The 20225-nt window shown below is 63.2% G+C and carries 20 protein-coding genes; 15 read left to right on the forward strand and 5 right to left on the reverse strand.

Going from position 1 to position 20225, the window contains the following annotated elements:
* Window positions 1-4 precede the first annotated feature (4 nt).
* The 15 genes from PCO31010_RS10755 (at window position 5) to PCO31010_RS10825 (ending at window position 15188) form a co-directional block, all read left to right on the forward strand.
* Window positions 5-730: a YebC/PmpR family DNA-binding transcriptional regulator gene (locus PCO31010_RS10755; RefSeq protein WP_150664283.1), complete on the forward strand. Its 726-nt coding sequence runs from the start codon at window positions 5-7 to the stop codon at window positions 728-730.
* A gap of 2 nt (window positions 731-732) precedes the next feature.
* Entirely contained in the window at window positions 733-2010 is a 1278-nt protein-coding gene (gene purD / locus PCO31010_RS10760) for a phosphoribosylamine--glycine ligase (RefSeq protein WP_039400673.1), read from the forward strand.
* Between the two features lie 301 nt (window positions 2011-2311).
* Window positions 2312-3220: a mechanosensitive ion channel family protein gene (locus PCO31010_RS10765; RefSeq protein ID WP_150664284.1), complete on the forward strand. Its 909-nt coding sequence runs from the start codon at window positions 2312-2314 to the stop codon at window positions 3218-3220.
* A 143-nt stretch (window positions 3221-3363) separates the two neighbouring features.
* Window positions 3364-4299, forward strand: coding sequence for an oxygen-dependent coproporphyrinogen oxidase (gene hemF / locus PCO31010_RS10770; RefSeq protein WP_150664285.1), 936 nt, complete (start codon window positions 3364-3366; stop codon window positions 4297-4299).
* Window positions 4300-4312: 13 nt separating this feature from the next.
* The gene (locus PCO31010_RS10775) at window positions 4313-5044 is read left to right on the forward strand and encodes a nicotinate-nucleotide adenylyltransferase (RefSeq protein WP_150664286.1); all 732 of its coding nucleotides are present in this window, start codon (window positions 4313-4315) and stop codon (window positions 5042-5044) included.
* Window positions 5045-5105: 61 nt separating this feature from the next.
* Entirely contained in the window at window positions 5106-5543 is a 438-nt protein-coding gene (gene rsfS / locus PCO31010_RS10780; protein ID WP_150664287.1) for a ribosome silencing factor, read from the forward strand.
* 24 nt (window positions 5544-5567) lie between these two features.
* Window positions 5568-6038 carry a 23S rRNA (pseudouridine(1915)-N(3))-methyltransferase RlmH gene (gene rlmH / locus PCO31010_RS10785; RefSeq protein ID WP_150576343.1) on the forward strand — a complete coding sequence of 157 codons (471 nt, stop codon included), beginning with the start codon at window positions 5568-5570 and terminating at the stop codon, window positions 6036-6038.
* Window positions 6039-6372: 334 nt separating this feature from the next.
* Complete coding sequence (ugpB, locus tag PCO31010_RS10790) at window positions 6373-7704, forward strand: sn-glycerol-3-phosphate ABC transporter substrate-binding protein UgpB (RefSeq protein ID WP_150664288.1); 1332 nt, start codon at window positions 6373-6375, stop codon at window positions 7702-7704.
* A gap of 147 nt (window positions 7705-7851) precedes the next feature.
* The gene (ugpA, locus tag PCO31010_RS10795; RefSeq protein ID WP_150664289.1) at window positions 7852-8748 is read left to right on the forward strand and encodes a sn-glycerol-3-phosphate ABC transporter permease UgpA; all 897 of its coding nucleotides are present in this window, start codon (window positions 7852-7854) and stop codon (window positions 8746-8748) included.
* On the forward strand, window positions 8745-9590 hold the full coding sequence (ugpE, locus tag PCO31010_RS10800; RefSeq protein ID WP_150576340.1) for a sn-glycerol-3-phosphate ABC transporter permease UgpE: 846 nt from the start codon (window positions 8745-8747) through the stop codon (window positions 9588-9590). The genes ugpA and ugpE overlap by 4 nt, the downstream gene beginning before the upstream one ends.
* Before the next feature lie 2 nt (window positions 9591-9592).
* Window positions 9593-10687: a sn-glycerol-3-phosphate import ATP-binding protein UgpC gene (locus tag PCO31010_RS10805; RefSeq protein ID WP_150664290.1), complete on the forward strand. Its 1095-nt coding sequence runs from the start codon at window positions 9593-9595 to the stop codon at window positions 10685-10687.
* Window positions 10684-11478: a glycerophosphodiester phosphodiesterase gene (ugpQ, locus tag PCO31010_RS10810; protein WP_174984630.1), complete on the forward strand. Its 795-nt coding sequence runs from the start codon at window positions 10684-10686 to the stop codon at window positions 11476-11478. The genes PCO31010_RS10805 and ugpQ overlap by 4 nt, the downstream gene beginning before the upstream one ends.
* A 290-nt stretch (window positions 11479-11768) precedes the next feature.
* Window positions 11769-12368, forward strand: a complete 600-nt coding sequence (locus PCO31010_RS10815; protein ID WP_150664291.1) for a Maf family protein — start codon at window positions 11769-11771, stop codon at window positions 12366-12368.
* 41 nt (window positions 12369-12409) lie between these two features.
* On the forward strand, window positions 12410-13879 hold the full coding sequence (gene rng / locus PCO31010_RS10820; RefSeq protein ID WP_150664292.1) for a ribonuclease G: 1470 nt from the start codon (window positions 12410-12412) through the stop codon (window positions 13877-13879).
* 82 nt (window positions 13880-13961) lie between these two features.
* On the forward strand, window positions 13962-15188 hold the full coding sequence (locus PCO31010_RS10825; RefSeq protein WP_246184550.1) for a cation diffusion facilitator family transporter: 1227 nt from the start codon (window positions 13962-13964) through the stop codon (window positions 15186-15188).
* Here PCO31010_RS10825 and rfbC read toward each other — a convergent pair.
* The 5 genes from rfbC to msbA all read right to left on the reverse strand — a co-directional run bounded on the left by rfbC (window position 15176) and on the right by msbA (window position 20202).
* Complete coding sequence (rfbC, locus tag PCO31010_RS10830) at window positions 15176-15724, reverse strand: dTDP-4-dehydrorhamnose 3,5-epimerase (RefSeq protein WP_039400704.1); 549 nt, start codon at window positions 15722-15724, stop codon at window positions 15176-15178. The two genes, PCO31010_RS10825 and rfbC, sit on opposite strands and share 13 nt — an antisense overlap.
* Before the next feature lie 55 nt (window positions 15725-15779).
* Complete coding sequence (gene rfbA / locus PCO31010_RS10835) at window positions 15780-16661, reverse strand: glucose-1-phosphate thymidylyltransferase RfbA (protein WP_150664573.1); 882 nt, start codon at window positions 16659-16661, stop codon at window positions 15780-15782.
* 14 nt (window positions 16662-16675) lie between these two features.
* A complete protein-coding gene (gene rfbB / locus PCO31010_RS10840; RefSeq protein ID WP_150664293.1) occupies window positions 16676-17740 on the reverse strand; it encodes a dTDP-glucose 4,6-dehydratase in 1065 nt (354 codons plus the stop codon).
* Between the two features lie 28 nt (window positions 17741-17768).
* On the reverse strand, window positions 17769-18353 hold the full coding sequence (locus PCO31010_RS10845; protein WP_174984633.1) for a peroxidase-related enzyme: 585 nt from the start codon (window positions 18351-18353) through the stop codon (window positions 17769-17771).
* A gap of 97 nt (window positions 18354-18450) precedes the next feature.
* Window positions 18451-20202 carry a lipid A export permease/ATP-binding protein MsbA gene (gene msbA / locus PCO31010_RS10850; protein WP_150664295.1) on the reverse strand — a complete coding sequence of 584 codons (1752 nt, stop codon included), beginning with the start codon at window positions 20200-20202 and terminating at the stop codon, window positions 18451-18453.
* Between the last annotated feature and the right edge of the window lie 23 nt (window positions 20203-20225).

Here is a 20225-nt window from a genome sequence, read left to right on the forward strand (position 1 = left end):
ATTCATGGCGGGTCATAGCAAATGGGCCAACATCAAGCACAAGAAGGCTGCGGCAGATGCCAAGCGCGGTAAAGTCTGGACACGTCTGATCAAGGAAATCACGGTCGCAGCTCGTCTGGGCGGCGGTGACGCCGACAGCAACCCGCGCCTGCGTCTGGCCGTCGAAAAGGCTGCCGACGCGAACATGCCCAAGGACAACGTCAAGCGCGCGGTCGATCGCGGCGTGGGCGGTCTGGACGGCGCGAACTACGAAGAAATCCGCTACGAAGGCTATGGCATCAACGGCGCGGCCGTGATCGTCGACACCATGACGGACAACCGTGTGCGTACGGTGGCCGAAGTGCGTCACGCCTTCTCGAAGTTCGGCGGCAACATGGGCACCGACGGCTCGGTCGCCTTCCTCTTCACGCACTGCGGTCAGTTCCTGTTCTCGCCGGAAACCCCGGAAGACAAGCTCATGGAAGTGGCGCTCGACGCCGGTGCGGACGACGTCATCTCCAATGAAGACGGCAGCTTCGAAGTGATCTGCCCGCCCAACGACTTCCAGTCCGTCAAGGACAAGCTCGAAGCCGCTGGCCTGAAGGCAGAAGTCGCCGAAGTGACGATGAAGCCGCAAACCGAAGTGGAATTCACCGGCGACGACGCCGTGAAGATGCAAAAGCTGCTCGACGCGCTCGAAAACCTCGACGACGTGCAGGAAGTGTTCACCAACGCCGTCATCGGGGAATAAGCATGAAGATCATGGTTGTCGGCTCGGGCGGCCGCGAACACGCGCTCGCGTGGAAGCTTGCCCAATCGCCGCGTATTCAACTCGTCTATGTCGCACCGGGTAACGGTGGCACGGCGCTCGACGAACGTCTGCGCAACGTGCCGATCAGCGATCCGAACGTGCTGGCCGAATTCGCCGCACGCGAAGGCATCGCGCTGACGGTCGTCGGCCCGGAAACGCCGCTCGCCGCCGGTATCGTCAACATCTTCCGCGCCCGTGGCCTGAAGATCTTCGGACCGACCAAGGAAGCTGCACAGCTCGAATCGTCGAAGGACTTCGCCAAAGCGTTCATGAAGCGTCACGGCATTCCGACCGCCGATTACGAAACGTTTGCCGACGCAGCCGCCGCTCACGCTTACATCGACGCCAAGGGTGCGCCGATCGTCATCAAGGCCGACGGTCTGGCCGCCGGTAAGGGTGTGGTCGTGGCGATGTCGCTGGAAGAAGCGCACAACGCCGTCGACATGATGCTCGCGGACAACAAGCTCGGCGACGCCGGTGCGCGCGTGGTGATCGAGGAATTCCTGCAAGGCGAAGAAGCCAGCTTCATCGTGATGGTCGACGGCAAGAACGTGCTGCCGCTGGCCACGTCGCAGGATCACAAGCGTCTGCTGGACAACGATCAGGGCCCGAACACGGGCGGCATGGGCGCTTACTCGCCCGCGCCGATCGTCACGCCGCAGATTCACGCGAAGGTGATGCGCGAGATCATTATGCCGACGGTGCGCGGCATGGAGACCGACGGCATTCGCTTCACGGGCTTCCTCTACGCCGGTCTGATGATCGACGCCGACGGTAACGTCAAGACGCTCGAATTCAACTGCCGCATGGGCGACCCGGAAACGCAGCCGATCATGGCGCGTCTGAAGGGCGACTTCTCGGTGGTGGTCGAGCACGCGATTGCGGGTACGCTCGACAAGATCGAACTCGACTGGGATCGTCGTTATGCGCTGGGCGTGGTGCTCGCCGCTCACGGCTACCCGGACACGCCGCGCAAGGGCGACCGTATCTCGGAAGTCCCGGCGGAGACCGACGAATGCGTGACGTTCCACGCAGGCACTCAGCTCGAAGACAACGTGCTCAAGGTCACGGGCGGACGTGTGCTGTGCGTGGTCGGCCTGTCCGACACCGTGCGCGGTGCGCAAAGCGTCGCATACCAGACCGTCAATCAGATCAACTTCGACGGCATGCAGTATCGCCACGACATCGGCAACCGCGCACTTGCGCGCAAGCCGGAATAAGTCGCCAGCGTCCGGCGCTTAGCTGACTTGCGCCGGATCGTTTCGCCACGGCCCGGGGAACCTCGCGCTCCCCGGGCCGTTGTCTTTTGACGCAGGCAATTGCGTCGCCCGCCCCCACCTTCCTTGCGCCCCCGAAATGGGCCGCCTCACATCTTCATTGCCCCGCGATTGACAAGCGCAGGCCAAATTGGCACGCTGGCGTCGCGTGACATCGAAGGTTTACCCCGAGAGCGCGCGGCCGGCCAGCCCCGGCGGCATTCATGCAGTTTTCCCGACAGACCCTCGCTCGACGGAGACTTACATGTTCGACCTCGATAAGCTGGTCAACGATTATCTGGTGCCGTTCGGCCTGAAAATCGTGATGGCCGTCGTCATCTGGATCATCGGTGGCATCGTCATCAATCTGCTGGCGCGGCTCGTTCGCAGCGCGATGAATCGCCGCCACATCGATCCCACCCTCGTTCGCTATACCGAATCGACGATGCGCATTGCCTTGCGTATCGCGCTGATCCTTTCCATTCTGAGTGTCTGCGGCATTGAAACGACGTCGTTCGCTGCCCTGCTCGCCGCCGCCGGTATCGCCATCGGGGCCGCCTGGTCCGGACTGCTGTCGAATTTTGCGTCGGGCATCTTCCTCATCGTGCTGCGTCCGTTCAAGTCGGGCGACATGATCAGCGCAGGCGGCGTGACGGGCGTGGTCGACGAGATCGGCCTGTTCGTCACCACGCTCACGACGCCGGACAACCTGCGCGTGTACGTCGGCAACACGAAGGTATTCGGCGACAACATTACCGTGTACGACGCCAACGCCTTCCGACGCGTAGACCTCACGGCACAGCTCGCGCATACGGTTGACCTGCAAGACGCCGTGGCGCGCCTGAAGGCACGCGTGGCGCAGATTCCCAACGTGGTCGAGAAGCCGGGCGTGGACGTCGAGATTCTCGAGTTCAACCCGTCCGGGCCGGTGCTCGCGGTGCGGCCTTACTGCCACAACCGCGACTACTGGCAGGTCTACTTCGACACCAACAAGGCGATTGCCGAAGTCGGCGGCACAGCTCACTGGCCGGTACCCGCCACGCGGCAGATCCTCATGCCCCCGCCGGGCATATCGGGACCGGCGGCCAGCGGCACCAGCGCCGTGCCGCCGATCGTGCCGGGCGCGGGGGGCACGGCCCCCGCCGGGACACTTCCGAACGCACCAGCGCCCTGAAACGCCGGCGCATCCTCCTTTGATTCAGGTCATTCGGGCGGCACCGGCACGCGGTGCCGCCCGCCCGCGTCTGCCCTCGTGCCGGTACAATCGCGGATAAAACCGCAATTTGCATACACAGACCACGCAAGGGACGTCACAGAATGACAGCGCAAGACACCGCACCGGCGCCGGACACGGGCGCGGTACGCACGTATCTTCTCGGGCTTCAGGACCGCATTGTCGAGACGCTGGAGCGCCTGGACGGCAAACGCTTCTTCGTCGACGACTGGCAGCGTCCCGCCGATGGCGCGCTGCGTGGCGACGGCCGCACCCGCGTGCTCGACGATGGTGACTTCTTCGAGCGCGGCGGCGTCAACTTCTCTCATGTGATCGGCGACAAGCTGCCCGCGTCGGCCAGCGCCTCGCGGCCTGAGCTGGCCGGACGCGGCTTCGAGGCGCTCGGTGTCTCGCTGGTCCTGCATCCTCGCAATCCGTATTGCCCCACGGTGCACTTCAACGTGCGCATTCTGATTGCCACCGCGCCCGGCGAGTTGCCCGCGTTCTGGTTCGGCGGCGGCATGGATCTCACGCCGTACTACGCCCACGAAGAAGACTGCCAACACTTCCATCAGACGTGCAAGAACGCGCTCGATCCGTTCGACACCACGTGGTATCCGCGCTTCAAGACGTGGTGCGATGAGTACTTCTATCTGAAGCATCGCCAGGAGCCGCGCGGCATCGGCGGCATCTTCTTCGACGACTTCTCCGGCGGTGGCTTCGACACGGGTTTTGCCGTCATGCAAAGCGTGGGCGATGCGTTCCTCGACGCGTACGTGCCTATCATCGAACGCCGTCGCGGTATGCCGTATGGCGAACGCGAACGCGATTTTCAGGCGCATCGCCGTGGCCGCTACGTCGAATTCAATCTGGTGTGGGACCGTGGCACGCACTTCGGCTTGCAATCGGGCGGGCGCACCGAGTCGATTCTGATGTCGATGCCCCCGATCGTGAAATGGCACTACGACTGGAAGCCGGAGCCGGGCACGCCCGAAGAAAAGCTCTACACCGACTTCCTCGTGCGCCGCGAGTGGGTGTAAAGGCGCTGCACGCATGACCGTCACCTCTCCTGCAACGCAAGGCGTCCCGGCCACTCCGTCCCACCCAACGCGCAAGCGTATCGGCGTGCTCGGCGGCACGTTCGATCCGATCCACACCGGCCATCTCGCGCTCGGCGCGCTGTTCGCGCACACACTGGCGCTGGACGAGCTGGTGCTGATGCCCGCAGGCCAACAGCCGCAAAAGCAAGGCAGCACGGCCGCCGAGCACCGGCTGGCCATGACCCGGCTCGCCGCACAGGGGCTGGCAGCCGAGCTGGCCGTCACCCATGCGTCGACGCAGGTGATCGTCAGCACGCGCGAGATCGAGCGCGCCGGGCCGAGCTACACCGTCGATACCCTGCGGGACATGCGACAGGACGCCGGGCCCGACGCGTCGCTCTCGCTGCTCATCGGCTCGGACCAACTGGTGCGGCTCGACACCTGGCACGCGTGGCGCGAACTGTTCGATTACGCCCACGTCTGTGCGGCGGCGCGGCCCGGTTTCAGTCGCGAAACAGCATCCCCGGAACTGCGTCAGGTCTTCGGGGAGCGGGAAAAGTCCGCGCTCGGGGTACAATCCACGCCATGCGGCGGCATCCTGATCGACGACTCACTGGCCGTCGACATCTCCGCCACCGAGTTGCGCGCCATGCTGGCGCACGCGCGAGACACCGTCACACCCCCGGCAAACCTGCCCGAACCCGTGTGGCAGTACATCCGCACGCAACACCTGTACCGCGCCTGACGGCCCCACGGCAATTGCCGGGCCGCTATCTCGCACCCCTGTTTCACCAAATAGACGCACTATGGATATTCGTAAACTTCAGCGCCTGATCGTCGACGCCCTCGAAGACGTCAAGGCCCAGGACATCAAGGTGTTCAACACCGAACACCTCACCGCCCTGTTCGAGCGCGTGATCATCGCGAGCGGCACGTCCAACCGCCAGACCAAGGCACTGGCCGCGAGCGTGCGCGACAAGGTCAAGGCCGCCGGCGGCGACATCGTCAGCATGGAAGGCGAAGACGTGGGCGAATGGGTGCTGGTCGACACGGGCGACGCCATCGTCCACATCATGCAACCGGCCCTGCGCCAGTACTACAACCTCGAAGAAATCTGGGGCGAGAAGCCCGTCCGCCTGAAGGCCGCCGGCACCAAGGCCGGTGCGAAGGCCAGCGCGGAAGACGAAGACGAGGAAGAGGCGCCCGCTGCCCCGGCACCAGCCCGTCGCAAGACCAGCAAGTAAGACGCCGCAAGCGACACTGCCGACATGCGTCTGTTCATTCTCGCAGTCGGGCACAAGATGCCCGGCTGGATCGAGACCGCCTTCGCCGAGTACGCCAAGCGCATGCCGCCCGAGCTGCGCATCGAACTCAAGGAAATCAAGCCGGAGCAGCGCTCCAACTCCCGCACCGCCGAGACGGTCATGGCCGCCGAAGCGCAACGCATCGACGCGGCGCTGCCGCGCGGCTGTCGTCTCGTCTGTCTGGACGAACGCGGGCAGGATCTCACCACCATGCGTCTGGCCCAGTCGCTCACCGTCTGGCAACAGGACGGACGCGACGTGGCCTTCGTGATCGGCGGCGCCGACGGGCTCGACCCAGCCCTCAAGTCGCGCGCCGACACCCTCATCCGCCTGTCCAGCCTCACCCTGCCACACGGCATGGTGCGCGTGCTGCTCGCCGAACAGCTCTACCGCGCGTGGAGCATCAACGCCAATCACCCCTATCATCGGGTCTGACGGCATTCTGTCGACGGGACGGCACGTCACCTGACGTGATATCCGCCGTCCTTGTGTGACAAAAAAATAAGTCATCCATAAGTCATCAACGCGTTTTGCGGTGCAATGCAACGTTGTGCCAGACCCTCGACACCACGCCGGGCCTTGCTGGACGTGGCACTTCGCGGCGTGTCAATCCCCCCGTTGCACTCGCGTGCAACACGCATTGTGCAGTGCGAATGGAAATAACACGGTGACGTGTTAGTCTACGCGGCGCTACAGTTCGCACCGCGAACAAGTAGGGTCCACTCACACAATCAGACCCTTGACTTCTCGTGAACCCCCGGAGATTGGCATGAAGCAACCTTCCCTGCGCACGTTCGCCCTCGCTGGCGTTGGCGCCGCCCTGGCACTCGGCATGAGCACGTCGGCCCTGGCCGCCACGGAAATCCAATTCTGGCATTCGATGGAATCGGCCCTTGGCGATCGCGTCAACCAGATCGCTGCCGACTTCAACGCATCGCAAAGCGACTACAAGATTGTCCCGATCTACAAGGGCAACTACGAGCAGGGGCTGGCCGCAGGGATCGCCGCCTTCCGCGCTGGCAATGCACCGGCCATTCTTCAGGTGTACGAAGTGGGCACCGCCACGATGATCGGCGCCAAGAAGGCCGTGAAGCCCGTGTGGCAAGTGATGAAGGACGCCGGTGAGCCGTTCGACGAAAAGGCCTTCGTGCCCGCCATCGCCGGTTACTACGCCGACAGCAAGACCAATCACCTGATTTCGATGCCGTTCAACAGCTCGACGCCGGTGCTGTACTACAACAAGGACGCCTTCAAGAAGGCTGGCCTCGATCCGAACAAGGCGCCGAAGACGTGGGCCGACGTGAAGGCCGACGCCGAGAAGCTGAAGGCTTCGGGCATGTCGTGCGGCTTCACGATGGGCTGGCAAGGCTGGACGCAGCTCGAGAACTACAGCGCCTGGCACGCCCTGCCGTACGCCACGAAGGACAATGGCTTCGGCGGTCTCGACGCCAAGCTCGAATTCAACGGTCCGCAACAGATCAAGCACATCCAGTTCCTGGCCGACATGGCCAAGGAAGGCACGTTCACGTATGTGGGCCGCAAGGATGAAGTGACCTCGAAGTTCTACAGCGGCGACTGCGGTATCGCCATGACGACGTCGGGCGCGCTCGCCAACATCGGCAAGTACGCCAAATTCAGCTACGGCGTGGGCATGATGCCGTACGACGCCGACGTGAAGGGCGCTCCGCAAAACGCCATCATCGGTGGCGCCAGCCTGTGGGTGCTCGCCGGCAAGTCGGCCACCGAGTACAAGGGCGTGGCCAAGTTCCTGAACTACCTCGCTTCGCCGGCCGTGGCCGCCAAGTGGCACCAGGACACCGGCTACCTGCCGGTCACCAAGGCGGCTTACGAGCTGACCGAGAAGCAAGGCTTCTACGCGAAGAACCCCGGTGCCGACACGGCCATCAAGCAGATGCTCAACAAGGACCCGCTGCCGTACACGCGCGGTCTGCGTTTGGGCAACATGCCGCAGATCCGTACGGTGGTCGACGAGGAACTCGAAGGCGTGTGGAGCGGCAAGCAAACGCCTAAAGCCGCGCTCGACAAGGCAGTGGAACGTGGCAACGACCTTCTGGCTCGCTTCGCGAAACAAGGTAGCTAAGTCGCGCTCAACGTTCGATGAACGCGCGATAACGCACGCAATGCCGGGGCTTTTCCTGCATTTGCGGCGTGAATCGTGACGTTACAATGACGCCACCCCGGCTCGCGTGATACGCGGGCCGGTTTGGTTTTTTTCGGTCACTACGTTATGGCGCATACCTCCAGAGAACGTCCCCGCTTCGGCACCGGCTGGCTGCCCTACGCGCTTGTCGCGCCGCAGCTCATCATCACCGCCCTGTTCTTCCTCTGGCCTGCGGGCGAGGCCCTGTGGCAATCGACGTCGACGCAAGACGCCTTCGGCCTGTCGAGTGAGTTCGTCGGGCTCGACAACTTCACCTCGCTGTGGGGCGATCCGCTCTATCTCGCGTCGTTCAAGACAACGATGATTTTCAGTGGGCTGGTCACCGTCTGCGGACTGGTCATCTCGCTGTTGCTCGCGGCGATGGCCGACCGGGTCACGCGCGGCAAGCGCCTGTACCAGACGCTGCTGATCTGGCCGTACGCCGTGGCACCGGCCATTGCCGCCGTGCTGTGGGCGTTCCTCTTCAACCCGAGTATCGGTCTGGTCACCTACGGCCTGGCGAAGGTCGGCATCGAGTGGAACCACGCGCTCAACGGTGGTCAGGCGATGTTCCTCGTCGTGCTCGCCTCGATCTGGAAACAGGTCAGCTACAACTTCCTGTTCTTCTACGCCGGGTTACAGGCGATTCCGCGCTCGCTCGTGGAAGCCGCCGCGATTGACGGTGCAGGCCCGATCCGACGCTTCTTCGGGCTGGTGCTGCCGCTGATTTCGCCGACGACGTTCTTCCTGCTCGTGGTCAACCTCGTGTACTCGTTCTTCGACACCTTCCCGGTGATCGATGCGGCCACGGGCGGCGGTCCGGGTCAGTCGACCATGACGCTGATCTACAAGATCTACTCGGAAGGCTTCAAGGGGCTCGACCTCGGCAGCTCGGCTGCCCAGTCGGTGGTGCTGATGGTCATCGTCATCGTGCTCACGGTCGTGCAGTTCCGCTTCATTGAACGCAAGGTGCAATACGCATGATCGAGAACCGTCGCGGCCTGGATATCTTCTGCCACGTCATGCTGATAATCGGCGTGCTGCTGGTGGTCTTCCCGCTCTACGTGGCGTTCGTCGCCGCCACCATGAACGAGAGCGAAGTCTTCAACGTTCCCCTGTCGCTCATTCCGAGCACGCACCTGCTCGAGAACTTCTCGACGGTGTGGAGTGCGGGCACCGGCAACGCTGCCATGCCCTTCGGACTGATGCTCGGCAACAGTCTGTTCATGGCACTGGTCGTCACGATCGGCAAGATTTCGGTGTCGATCCTGTCGGCCTTCGCCATCGTGTATTTCCGCTTCCCGCTGCGAAATCTGTTCTTCTGGCTCATCTTCGTCACGCTGATGCTGCCGGTCGAAGTGCGGATTTTCCCAACGGTGCAGGTGATTTCGAGCCTCGGGCTCATCAACAGCTACGCCGGTCTGACGATCCCGCTGATCGCCTCGGCCACGGCCACTTTCCTGTTCCGTCAGTTCTTCATGACGCTGCCGGACGAACTCGTCGAAGCCGCGCGCATCGACGGCGCAGGGCCGATGCGCTTCTTCTTCGACGTGGTGCTGCCGCTGTCGAAGACGAACATCGCGGCGCTGTTCGTCATCACCTTCATCTATGGCTGGAATCAGTACCTGTGGCCGATTCTGGTGACCAACGCACCGGAGATGACCACGGCGGTCGTGGGTATCAAGAGCATGATCGGTAGCGGCGACACCGCTACCCAATGGCAACTCGTCATGAGCGCTACGTTGCTCGCCATGCTGCCGCCGCTCGCGGTGGTGCTGCTGATGCAACGCTGGTTCGTGCGCGGTCTGGTCGATTCGGATAAGTAATCATGGCAAATCTCAAACTCCATAGCGTCAAGAAAACCTACGACCAGAGCAACTACGTGCTGCACGGTGTCGACATCGACATCGAAGATGGCGAGTTCGTGGTCATCGTCGGCCCGTCGGGCTGTGGCAAGTCGACGCTGCTGCGCATGGTCGCCGGCCTCGAATCGGTGAGCGAAGGCAGCATTCTGATCGGCTCGCAGGTCGTCAATCAGCTGGAGCCGAAGGATCGCAACATTGCGATGGTGTTCCAGAACTATGCGCTGTATCCGCACATGGACGTGCGTCAGAACATGTCGTACGGCCTGAAGATTCGCGGCATCGACAAGAAGGCCATCGAAGAGCGCGTGCTCGCGGCGGCGCGCATTCTGGAACTCGAACCCCTGCTCGCGCGCAAGCCCCGTGAACTGTCGGGCGGTCAGCGTCAGCGCGTGGCTATGGGCCGTGCCATCGTGCGCGAACCGGCCGTGTTCCTGTTCGACGAACCGCTCTCGAACCTCGACGCCAAGCTGCGCGTGCAGATGCGTCTGGAAATTCAGCGTCTGCACAAGCGTCTGAAAACGACGAGCCTGTACGTCACGCACGATCAGGTCGAAGCCATGACGCTCGCCGATCGCGTGATCGTCATGAACAAGGGCTACGCCGAGCAGATCGGCACGCCGACGGACGTCTACGAGCGTCCGGCGTCGCTGTTCGTGGCGAGCTTCATGGGCTCGCCCGCAATGAACCTGCTCAAGGGCCGGGTCGATGCGGAAGGCCGTACGTTCGAAGTCGACGGTGGTCCGGCGCTGCGCCTGCCGCCGACGAGCATGGCCCACGCAGGGCGCGAACTGGTGCTTGGCGTGCGTCCGGAACATCTGGTGCCTGCCGAACAGCAGAACGGGCTGGGCGCGTTCGCCGCACAAACCAGCATCACCGTCGATCAGCTCGAACTGCTCGGCGCGGACAATCTGCTGCACGGCCGCTGGGGCGAGCAAAACTTGACGGTGCGTCTGCCGCACGAGTTGCGTCCGGCGGCGGGTTCCGTCATGCCGCTGGCGATTTCCGCCAAGGCGCTGCACCTGTTCGATCCTTCGACGGGCAAGCGGGTGGAAGCGTGAGCGGCACGACCTCAGACCCGGCAACCGGCCATTTGTGGCGCGACTGGCCGTATCCGCGCATCGTCTCGCATCGCGGTGGCGGCAAGCTCGCGCCGGAGAACACGCTCGCCGCCTTCGAGATGGGTGCCTCGCTCGGCCTGCGCATGGTCGAGTTCGACGCCAAGCTCTCGGCGGATAACGTCGTCTTCCTGCTGCACGACGACACCGTCGATCGCACCAGCAACGGTCACGGCGCTGCAGCGCAAATGACCTACGCCGAGATCGAAAAGCTCGACGCTGGCAGTTGGTTTGGCGCGGACGGCCGCTTTGCAGGCCAGACGATGCCGACGCTGGCGCAGGTGGCGGAGCGTTGTCAGGCGCTGGGACTCGCGGCGAACGTCGAGATCAAGCCATGCCCGGGGCGTGAAGCCGAGACTGGCACGTTGGTGGCGCAAGCCGTCAAGGCGCTGTGGGCCGGTCAGGCCCAGCCGCCGCTGCTTTCCTCGTTCTCCTATGAGGCGCTCGAAGCGGCGGCCGCTGCCGTGCCGGAACTGCCGCGCGGCATGCTGTACGAGGCCGTACCGGCGCACTGGCGCGACGATGCCCGTAAGTTGGGCACCGTCACGCTGCATGCGAGCCACAAGCATCTCGACGGCCCGCAGGTCGCCGAGATCAAAGCCGCTGGGCTGCATATGCTCGTCTACACGGTCAACGAGCCGGCACGTGCCCGTGAACTGGCCGCGTGGGGCGTGGACGCCATCTGCACCGACCGCATCGACCTGATCGGCGCGGACTTCCTGGCCGACCTCTGAGCGGTAGAGGGGGACGTCGTGGACGTTCCCCGCCCTGCACGGCCCTTTCGGCCTGTTCGGCCTGTTCGGCGCTTTGGCTCCACGGCCTCTACCGTCCCTGAAAGCCCCCTATCGCACGCAATTCCCTTGAAAAACGGCACCCGCCTGCCGCCGCCGCATGGTGGCGGGCGGGGTCGCAAGGCGGCATAATAGGGCGTTCCCCTCGCCCAGCCCATCCAGCGGCCCGGTGCGCGCGCTGCAAATTTCTGCAAAGCCGTGTGCCGGGCTGGACGAATTCAAGCCAAGCCGCCATGCCGTACATCTATCTCGCTTCGCAAAGCCCCCGCCGTCAGGAACTGCTGCAACAGCTCGGCGTTCGTTTCGAGTTGCTGCTGCCCCATGCCGACGAGGACGCCGAAGCACTCGAAGCCGTGCTGCCTGGGGAGCCGCCCGACGACTACGTGCAGCGCGTCACGCGCGCCAAGGCCGAAGCGGCGATGGCCCGTCTGGCGCGTGCCGGACTGCCCGGCGCGCCGATCCTGACGGCCGACACGACCGTCTGTCTCGACGGCACCATCCTCGGCAAGCCGTTCGACGACGCCGACGCCTGCGCCGTACTCGCCCGTCTGTCGGGCACCCGTCATCGCGTGCTCACCGCCGTAGCGGTCTGTGCCGACGGACAGGTCCATCAGGCGGTCAACATCTCGCACGTGTGGTTCCGGCCGTTGCGCCGCGAGGAGATCGAGCGCTACGTCGCCTCGGGAGAACCGAAAGGCAAGGCGGGCGCTTATGGTATTCAGGGGAAGGCTGCCGAGTTTGTGATGCGTATCGACGGCAGCTACTCCGGCATCATGGGACTGCCGCTTTGCGAAACCGCCGCGCTGCTGCGCCAGGCGGGCGTCGACTTCTAACGCTATTTGGCCCCGCGCATTTCGAGTCTGGTCGACAATTTATGAACGAAGACATTCTGGTCAATATCACGCCACAGGAAACCCGTGTGGCGCTTATGCAGCTCGGCGCCGTGCAGGAACTGCACATCGAGCGCACGCTCTCGCGCGGTCTGGTCGGCAACATCTATCTGGGCCGCGTCGTGCGCGTGCTCCCGGGCATGCAGTCGGCCTTCATCGATATCGGGCTGGAGCGCGCGGCGTTCCTGCATGTGGCCGATATCTGGCATCCGCGCACCAATAACGACACGTCCGTGCCGCATCCGCAGCCGCCCATCGAGAAGACGGTTTTCGAAGGGCAGACGCTGATGGTGCAGGTCATCAAGGACCCGATCGGCACGAAGGGTGCGCGTCTGTCGACGCAAATCAGCATTGCCGGACGCACGCTCGTCTATCTGCCGCAGGAGCCGCATATCGGTATCTCGCAGCGCATCGAGAGCGAAGCCGAGCGCGAGGCGCTGCGTAGCAAGATTCAGGCGCTCGTGCCGGCCGACGAGAAAGGTGGCTTCATCGTGCGCACTATTGCGGAAGATGCAGCGGACGCCGAACTCGCCAACGACGTCGCCTATCTGCGCAAGTCATGGCAGACGATTGGCGAGCAAAGCACGCGTGTGCCCGCCCCTGCCCTGCTGTATCAGGATCTGAATCTGGCCCAGCGCGTGCTGCGCGACTTCGTGCATGAAGAGACGGGCAAGATCCTCGTCGACTCGCGCGAGACGTATCAGAAGCTGGCCGAGTTTGCGGCGACTTACACGCCTGCCGTGCTCGGCAAGCTCACGCACTACACGGGCGAGCGTCCGCTGTTCGATCTGTACAACGTCGAGACGGAAATCGAGCGCGCGTTGTCGCGTCGTGTCGATCTGAAGTCCGGCGGCTATCTGATGATCGACCAGACCGAAGCGATGACGACCATCGACGTGAACACCGGCGGCTATGTCGGTGCGCGCAACTTCGACGACACGATCTTCAAGACCAACCTGGAAGCGGCGCTGATGATTGCGCGCCAGTTGCGGCTGCGTAATCTGGGCGGGATCATCATCATCGACTTCATCGACATGGAAAGCGCCGACCATCGCGACTCCGTACTCTCGGAGTTGAAGAAGGCGCTTGCACGCGACCGCACGCGCATCACGGTGAACGGCTTCTCGCAGTTGGGGCTGGTGGAGATGACGCGCAAGCGCACGCGCGAATCGCTTGCGCACGTGCTATGCGAGCCGTGTGCCGTGTGTCAGGGTAAGGGACAGGTCAAGACGCCGCGCACGCTGTGCTACGACATCCTGCGCGAGATTTTGCGCGAATCGCGTCAGTTCAACCCGCGCGAGTTCCGCCTGATCGCCTCGCAGGAAGTCGTCGATCTGTTCCTCGAAGAAGAGTCGCAGCACCTCGCGATGTTGATCGACTTCATCGGCAAGCCGATCTCGCTTCAGGTCGAATCTTCGTTCCATCAGGAACAGTACGACATCATTCTGATGTAACCGCCATTGCAAAAAACCGGGGCATCCGCCATACAATACGCAATCGATCCGATTTCGTCGTGCGCGAAAGCACGCCCCGGCCATGCCCTACTCGAACTACGACAACCTTGCGGCATCGAGCGAGGCGCTCGACAAACATGCCGTCGCTCGCCATTCGACCTGGGTCAGCATCTGGGTCAATGTCGTGCTGACGACCGCCCAGATCGTCATCGGGATATTCGCGCGCTCGCAGGCGCTGATCGCCGACGGCATCCACTCCCTCTCCGACATCGTCTCCGACTTTGTGGTGCTCGCCGCCGCACGCGGCAGCGCCCGGGCACCGGACGCCGATCACCCTTACGGGCACAACCGTTACGAAAACGCCGCGTCGCTATTTCTGGGCGTGATCCTGCTCGTAGTGGGTGCGGGGATGTTGTGGCGTGGCGTGGAGCGTCTGCTGCACCCCGAGGACATTCCCGAGGTGCATACCATCGCGCTGGTCGTGGCGGTCGTGGTGCTCGTCAGCAAGGAAGGACTCTTCCGCTACATGCTGCGCGCGGCACAACGGGTGCGCTCGGCGATGCTCGTCGCCAACGCGTGGCATGCACGTTCGGACGCCCTCTCGTCGCTCGTGGTGGCGTGCGGGATTCTCGGCAACCTCGCGGGCTACCGCATTCTCGATCCGCTCGCGGCCGCGCTCGTCGGGCTGATGATCGGACGCACCGGGTGGAAATTCGGCTGGAACGCCTTGCAGGACCTGATCGATCGCGGCGTGGACGACGACACCACCGTCACGATTCGCCAGCGTCTGCTCGACACACCGGGCGTGCGCGGCATCGACATGCTGCGTACGCGACGAATGGGCGATGAGATCGTCGTCGACGTCCACATTCTCGTGGACGCACGCCTGTCGGTCTCGGAGGGGCACTACCTGGCCGAACAGGCTCGGGCCGCAGTCATGAACGAACCGCAGATCCTCGACGTGCTGGTGCACGTCGACCCGGAAAGCGACACCAAGGGTACCGCGCTGCAACAGTGGCCGGCACGCGCCGTGGTGGTCGGTGCGGCCGAACTGCTGTGCCGGGCCAATGCGCTGGCCCTGCACGACGTCAAGCTGCACTATCTGAACAACGGGCTGGAAGCCGATGTGATCGTCGAAGGGCTGAACGGTTCGAACGGTTCGAACGGTTCGAACCGTTTGGCGGCGGGCGACGGCGGCATCGAAGGGCCGTCGCAGACCGTCGCCGATGCCCTGACCGCCCGCTTCGCCCCGCTGGGATTGCGGTTTGTGCGAGTGCTAAGGGTCACGGGCGAAACTCAGTCTTCGTGAGTGTAGTCGGCGAACAGCATGCCCTGCTTATCCTTGTCCGAGACGATCGGCGTGATGCCGTCGAGCGGCCAGGGAATCGCCAGTGTCGGATCGTCCCAGCGGATGCAGCGCTCGAACTGCGGCGCCCAGTAGTCCGTGGTCTTGTACAGCACCTCGGCCGTCTCCGACGTCACCACAAACCCGTGGGCGAAGCCCGCCGGAATCCACAGTTGCCGCTTGTTCTCAGCGCTCAGCACTTCGGCGACCCACTTGCCGAACGTCGGCGATCCTTCGCGAATATCGACGGCCACGTCATAGATCTCGCCTTGCAGCACGCGGACCAGCTTGCCTTGCGGCTGCTTGACCTGATAGTGCAGACCACGCAACACGCCGCGCGCCGAGCGCGACTGATTGTCCTGCACGAACGTGAGCGTCTCGCCAAGACCGTCGTTGAAATTACGCTGGTTGAAGCTTTCGAAGAAATGACCGCGCGAGTCGCCGAACACCTTGGGTTCGATTACGCGAACGGCCGGAATGGCGGTGGGAATCACTTGCATATTGAGGTACCGGTAAGAATCTGAGACAGAGAACTGAGACGGAAAAGCGCCGACCTTAGAACACGCGCTCACGCAGCATGGAGAGGAGATACTGGCCGTAACCCGTCTTCGCCAGCGGTTGCGCCAGCTTTTCGATGGCCGCCGCATCGATCCAGCCCCTGCGGTACGCGATCTCTTCCGGACAGGCCACCTTGAGTCCCTGACGCGATTCGATCGTTTGAATGAACGTGCTCGCTTCGAGCATCGACTCGTGAGTCCCCGTGTCGAGCCAGGCGTAGCCGCGTCCCATGATCTGCACGTTCAGCTTTCCGCGCTTCAGGTATTCGTTATTGACGTCGGTAATTTCCAGCTCGCCTCGTGCCGACGGCTTGATCGAGCGTGCGATGTCGACGACGTCGTTGTCGCAGAAGTACAGCCCGGTCACGGCGTAGCGCGACTTCGGCTCCGTCGGCTTCTCGACGAGTTCGATCGCCTTTCCGTGTTCGTCGAACGTGACCACACCGTAGCGTTCGGGATCGTGCACCGGATAGGCAAACACCGATGCGCCGTCCGTTTGCGCGTTGGCGGCCGAAAGCAGCGCAGCGAAATCGTGTCCGTAGAACAGGTTGTCACCGAGCACGAGCGCGCACGGATCGTTGCCGATGAAGTCGGCACCGATCAGGAAGGCCTGAGCCAGACCGTCCGGCGAGGGCTGAACCGCATACTGGAGATTCAGGCCCCACTGGCTGCCGTCGCCCAGCAATTGCTCGAAACGCGGCGTGTCCTGCGGCGTCGAAATGATCAGCACGTCCCGGATCCCCGCCAGCATCAGCGTGGTCAGCGGGTAATAGATCATCGGCTTGTCGTAGACCGGAAGCAGTTGCTTCGAGACGGCCAGCGTCGCCGGATACAAGCGCGTGCCGGACCCGCCAGCCAAGATGATGCCCTTACGTTTGATACTCATACGTTGCCTCAGTCGTTCTTCTGATAATGCGTTTCGATCCAGCGCTGGTACTCGCCTGACTGCACCTGACGCACCCACTCGCCGTTGGCCAGATACCACTGCACCGTCTTGCGCATGCCGGTCTCGAACGTTTCCGCCGGACGCCAGCCCAGTTCGCGCTCAAGCTTGCGGGCATCGATAGCGTAACGACGATCGTGTCCCGGGCGATCCGTCACAAACGTGATCTGATCGAGGTACGACTTACCGTCGGCGCGCGGCGACAACTCGTCGAGCAATGTGCACAGATGCTTCACGACCGACAGGTTGTTCTGCTCGTTCCAGCCGCCCACGTTGTAGACCTCGCCCAGCACACCCTTGGCAAGCACTTCGCGAATGGCCGAGCAATGGTCGCCAACGTACAGCCAGTCGCGCACGTTGCTGCCGTCGCCATAGATCGGCAGCGGTTTGCCGGCGAGCGCATTGGCGATCACCAGCGGAATCAGCTTCTCGGGGAACTGGTAGGGACCGTAGTTGTTCGAGCAGTTGGTCGTGAGGACCGGCAGACCGTACGTGTGGTGATAAGCGCGCACCAGATGGTCGGAGCCTGCCTTCGAGGCCGAATACGGGCTGTTCGGGGCGTAGGGCGTGGTCTCGGTGAAGGCCGGATCCGTCGGGCTCAGCGAACCGTAGACCTCATCCGTCGATACATGCACGAATCGGAAGTTATCGCGCGCTTCGCCTTCGAGCGAACCCCAATAGGCGCGAGCGGCTTCGAGCATCGTGAAGGTGCCGACGATGTTCGTCTGCACGAACTCGCCCGGACCATGAATGGAACGGTCGACGTGGCTTTCCGCCGCGAAATGCAGCACGGCACGCGGACGGTGTTCGGCGTACAGCTTGTCGAGCGCTGCGCGATCGCAGATGTCGACTTGCGCGAAATGGTGACGGGGGTCGCGCTCAAGACTTGCCAGATTCGCCAGATTGCCTGCGTAGGTGAGCTTGTCGATCGTCACGACCGGTTCATCGTGTTGCGCGAGCCAGTCGAGAACGAAGTTTGCGCCGATGAATCCGGCGCCGCCAGTCACGAAGATCATAGGTATCGAAGTTTTGTGAGAAGTAGGTTTAACGGGTGCGAGGCACGCGCCCCATCAAGAAGAATTCGTCGTTGGGCCGCATCGAAATGGCATTGGCGATTCGGTTGGACATACCGAAGAACGCCGTAATGGACGCAATGTCCCAGATATCCTCGTCGTTCAGCCCGTGGCGACGCAGCGTGGCGTAGTCTTCGTCGCTCACTTCATGCGAGCGTTCGCAGACCTTCATCGCGTACGCCAGAATCGCCTTTTGCCGTTCGGTCAGGTCCGCCTTCAGATAGTTGACGGCCACCTGATCGGCGAGCAACGGCTGCTTTTCGTAGATGCGCACCAGCGCACCATGCGCGACCACACAATACAGACATTGATTCACCGCACTGGTTGCGACCACGATCATCTCGCGCTCACCCTGGCTCAGATTGCCATCCTTGAGCATCAAGGCGTCGTGATATGCGAAAAATGCGCGAAATTCGTCCGGACGGTGCGCGAGCGTGAGGAAGACGTTGGGGATGAAGCCAGCCTTTTCATGGACCGCGACGATGCGCGCACGAATATCGTCCGGCAACGCGGCGAGGTCCGGCACGGGAAAACGACTGATCGGCGGCTGGCTCATCATAGTCTCCTCAAATCCTCAAATGCTGGGGTATGTGGTTTGGGGCATGACGTTGCGCCCCCCGCAGTGCACACGGCATCGGCGGGCGCCCCGGATGTCACGCTTCCTGCTGCTGTGCGTACTGAATGCGGTGCAAATGGGCGTAGAGGCCATTATGCGCCACGAGTGCCTGGTGAGATCCCTGCTCCGCTATGCGGCCATGTTCGAGCACGACGATACGGTCGGCGCGTTCGATGGTCGACAGGCGGTGCGCGATCACCAGCGTGGTACGGCCTTCCATCAACACTTCGAGCGCCGCCTGCACATGACGCTCGGATTCCGAATCGAGTGCCGACGTCGCTTCGTCCAGAATCAGGATCGGCGCGTCCTTGTAGATCGCGCGGGCAATCGCCAGACGCTGACGCTGGCCGCCCGACAGGCGCATGCCGTTATCGCCCACCAGCGTGTTCACGCCGTCGGGCATGGCGGCAACTGCATCGGCCAGATTGGCAGCGCGCAGCGCTGCCTGCACTCGTTCGGCGTCGACTTCCTGACCGTAGGCGACGTTTGCGGCAATGGTGTCGTTGAACAGCACGACGTCCTGACTCACGAACGCAATCTGACGACGCAGGTCAGCCAGACGCAGATCATTGAGCGGAATGTCGTCGAGCAGAATGCGTCCGCCGGTCGGATCGAAGAAGCGCGGCACCAGATTGACCATCGTCGTCTTGCCGCTGCCCGAGGGACCGACCAGCGCCACCATCTCGCCCGGCGCGACCTCCAGCGAAATCTTGTCAAGCGTCGGGCGCTCGCTCGCGCCGTAGTTGAAGCTCACCTGATCGAACGTCACTCGGCCCTTCGCGCGTTCGAGCGTGCGCTCGCCGCCGACCGGCTCGACTTCGACGTCCATCACTTCGAAGATCAGCTCGGCAGCCGTCACGCCGCGTTGCAGCGGCTGGTTGACGTCCATCAGATGCTTGAGCGGGGACACAACCAGCAGCAGTGCCGTGACGAACGCCGTGAAACCGCCCACGGTCATCTCGCCCGACGACGACTCGATCATCGCGACGGTAATCACGATGGCGAGCGCCAGCGAGGCCAGCGCCTGCGTGACCGGCTGCGCGAGACCGCCGGAGACCGTCACGCGCATGGCGTAGCCGCGCAGCGTGCTGGTCATCTTGTCGAAGCGGTTCTTCTCGTACTCTTCGCCATTGTGGATCTTCACGACCTTGTAGCCGCCGACCGCTTCTTCGACCACATACGACAACGCGTTGGTCAGCGTCTGCTGCTCACGATTGAGACGACGCAGGCGGCGGTTGATCTTGCCGACCAGCCAGCCGATCAACGGCAGAATGACGGCCACAACCAGCGTGAGACGCCAGTTCAGATAGAACAGATACCCCAGCAGGCCGACGACGGTGAGCGAATCGCGCACGAGCGTGATCAGCACCGTGGTAAGCACGCCGAGCACCTGATTGACTTCATAGACGATCGCGTTGATGAGCGTGCTGGTCGTCTCGCGCTGGTAGTAGGCGGCCGGGGCGTGCAGCAGACGCTCGAACATCTTCACGCGCAGGTCGAGCAGCACGCGGTTCGAGACCCACGACAGCATGTAGTTGGCCGAATATTGCGCCAGCCCCCGGATCACGGCCAGGCCGATCACGGCGGCCGGGACATACCAGAGCTTCCAGGGATCGCCGCCCGAGAAGCCCTTGTCGAGCACCGGCTTGAGGACTGCCGGGATGGCCGCTTCGGTGGCCGCCACCAGCGCCATGGCGAGAACGGCCAGCAGGCCCATGTGCCAATATGGCTGGAGATAGCCCAGCAGACGTCGCAGAATCGGTCCGGTGGGCTTGTGCGGTGCGCTCATGTAAGTCGGGGACAGCGGGAAAA

Source organism: Pandoraea commovens, from assembly GCF_902459615.1.
Taxonomy (GTDB): Bacteria; Pseudomonadota; Gammaproteobacteria; order Burkholderiales; family Burkholderiaceae; genus Pandoraea; species Pandoraea commovens.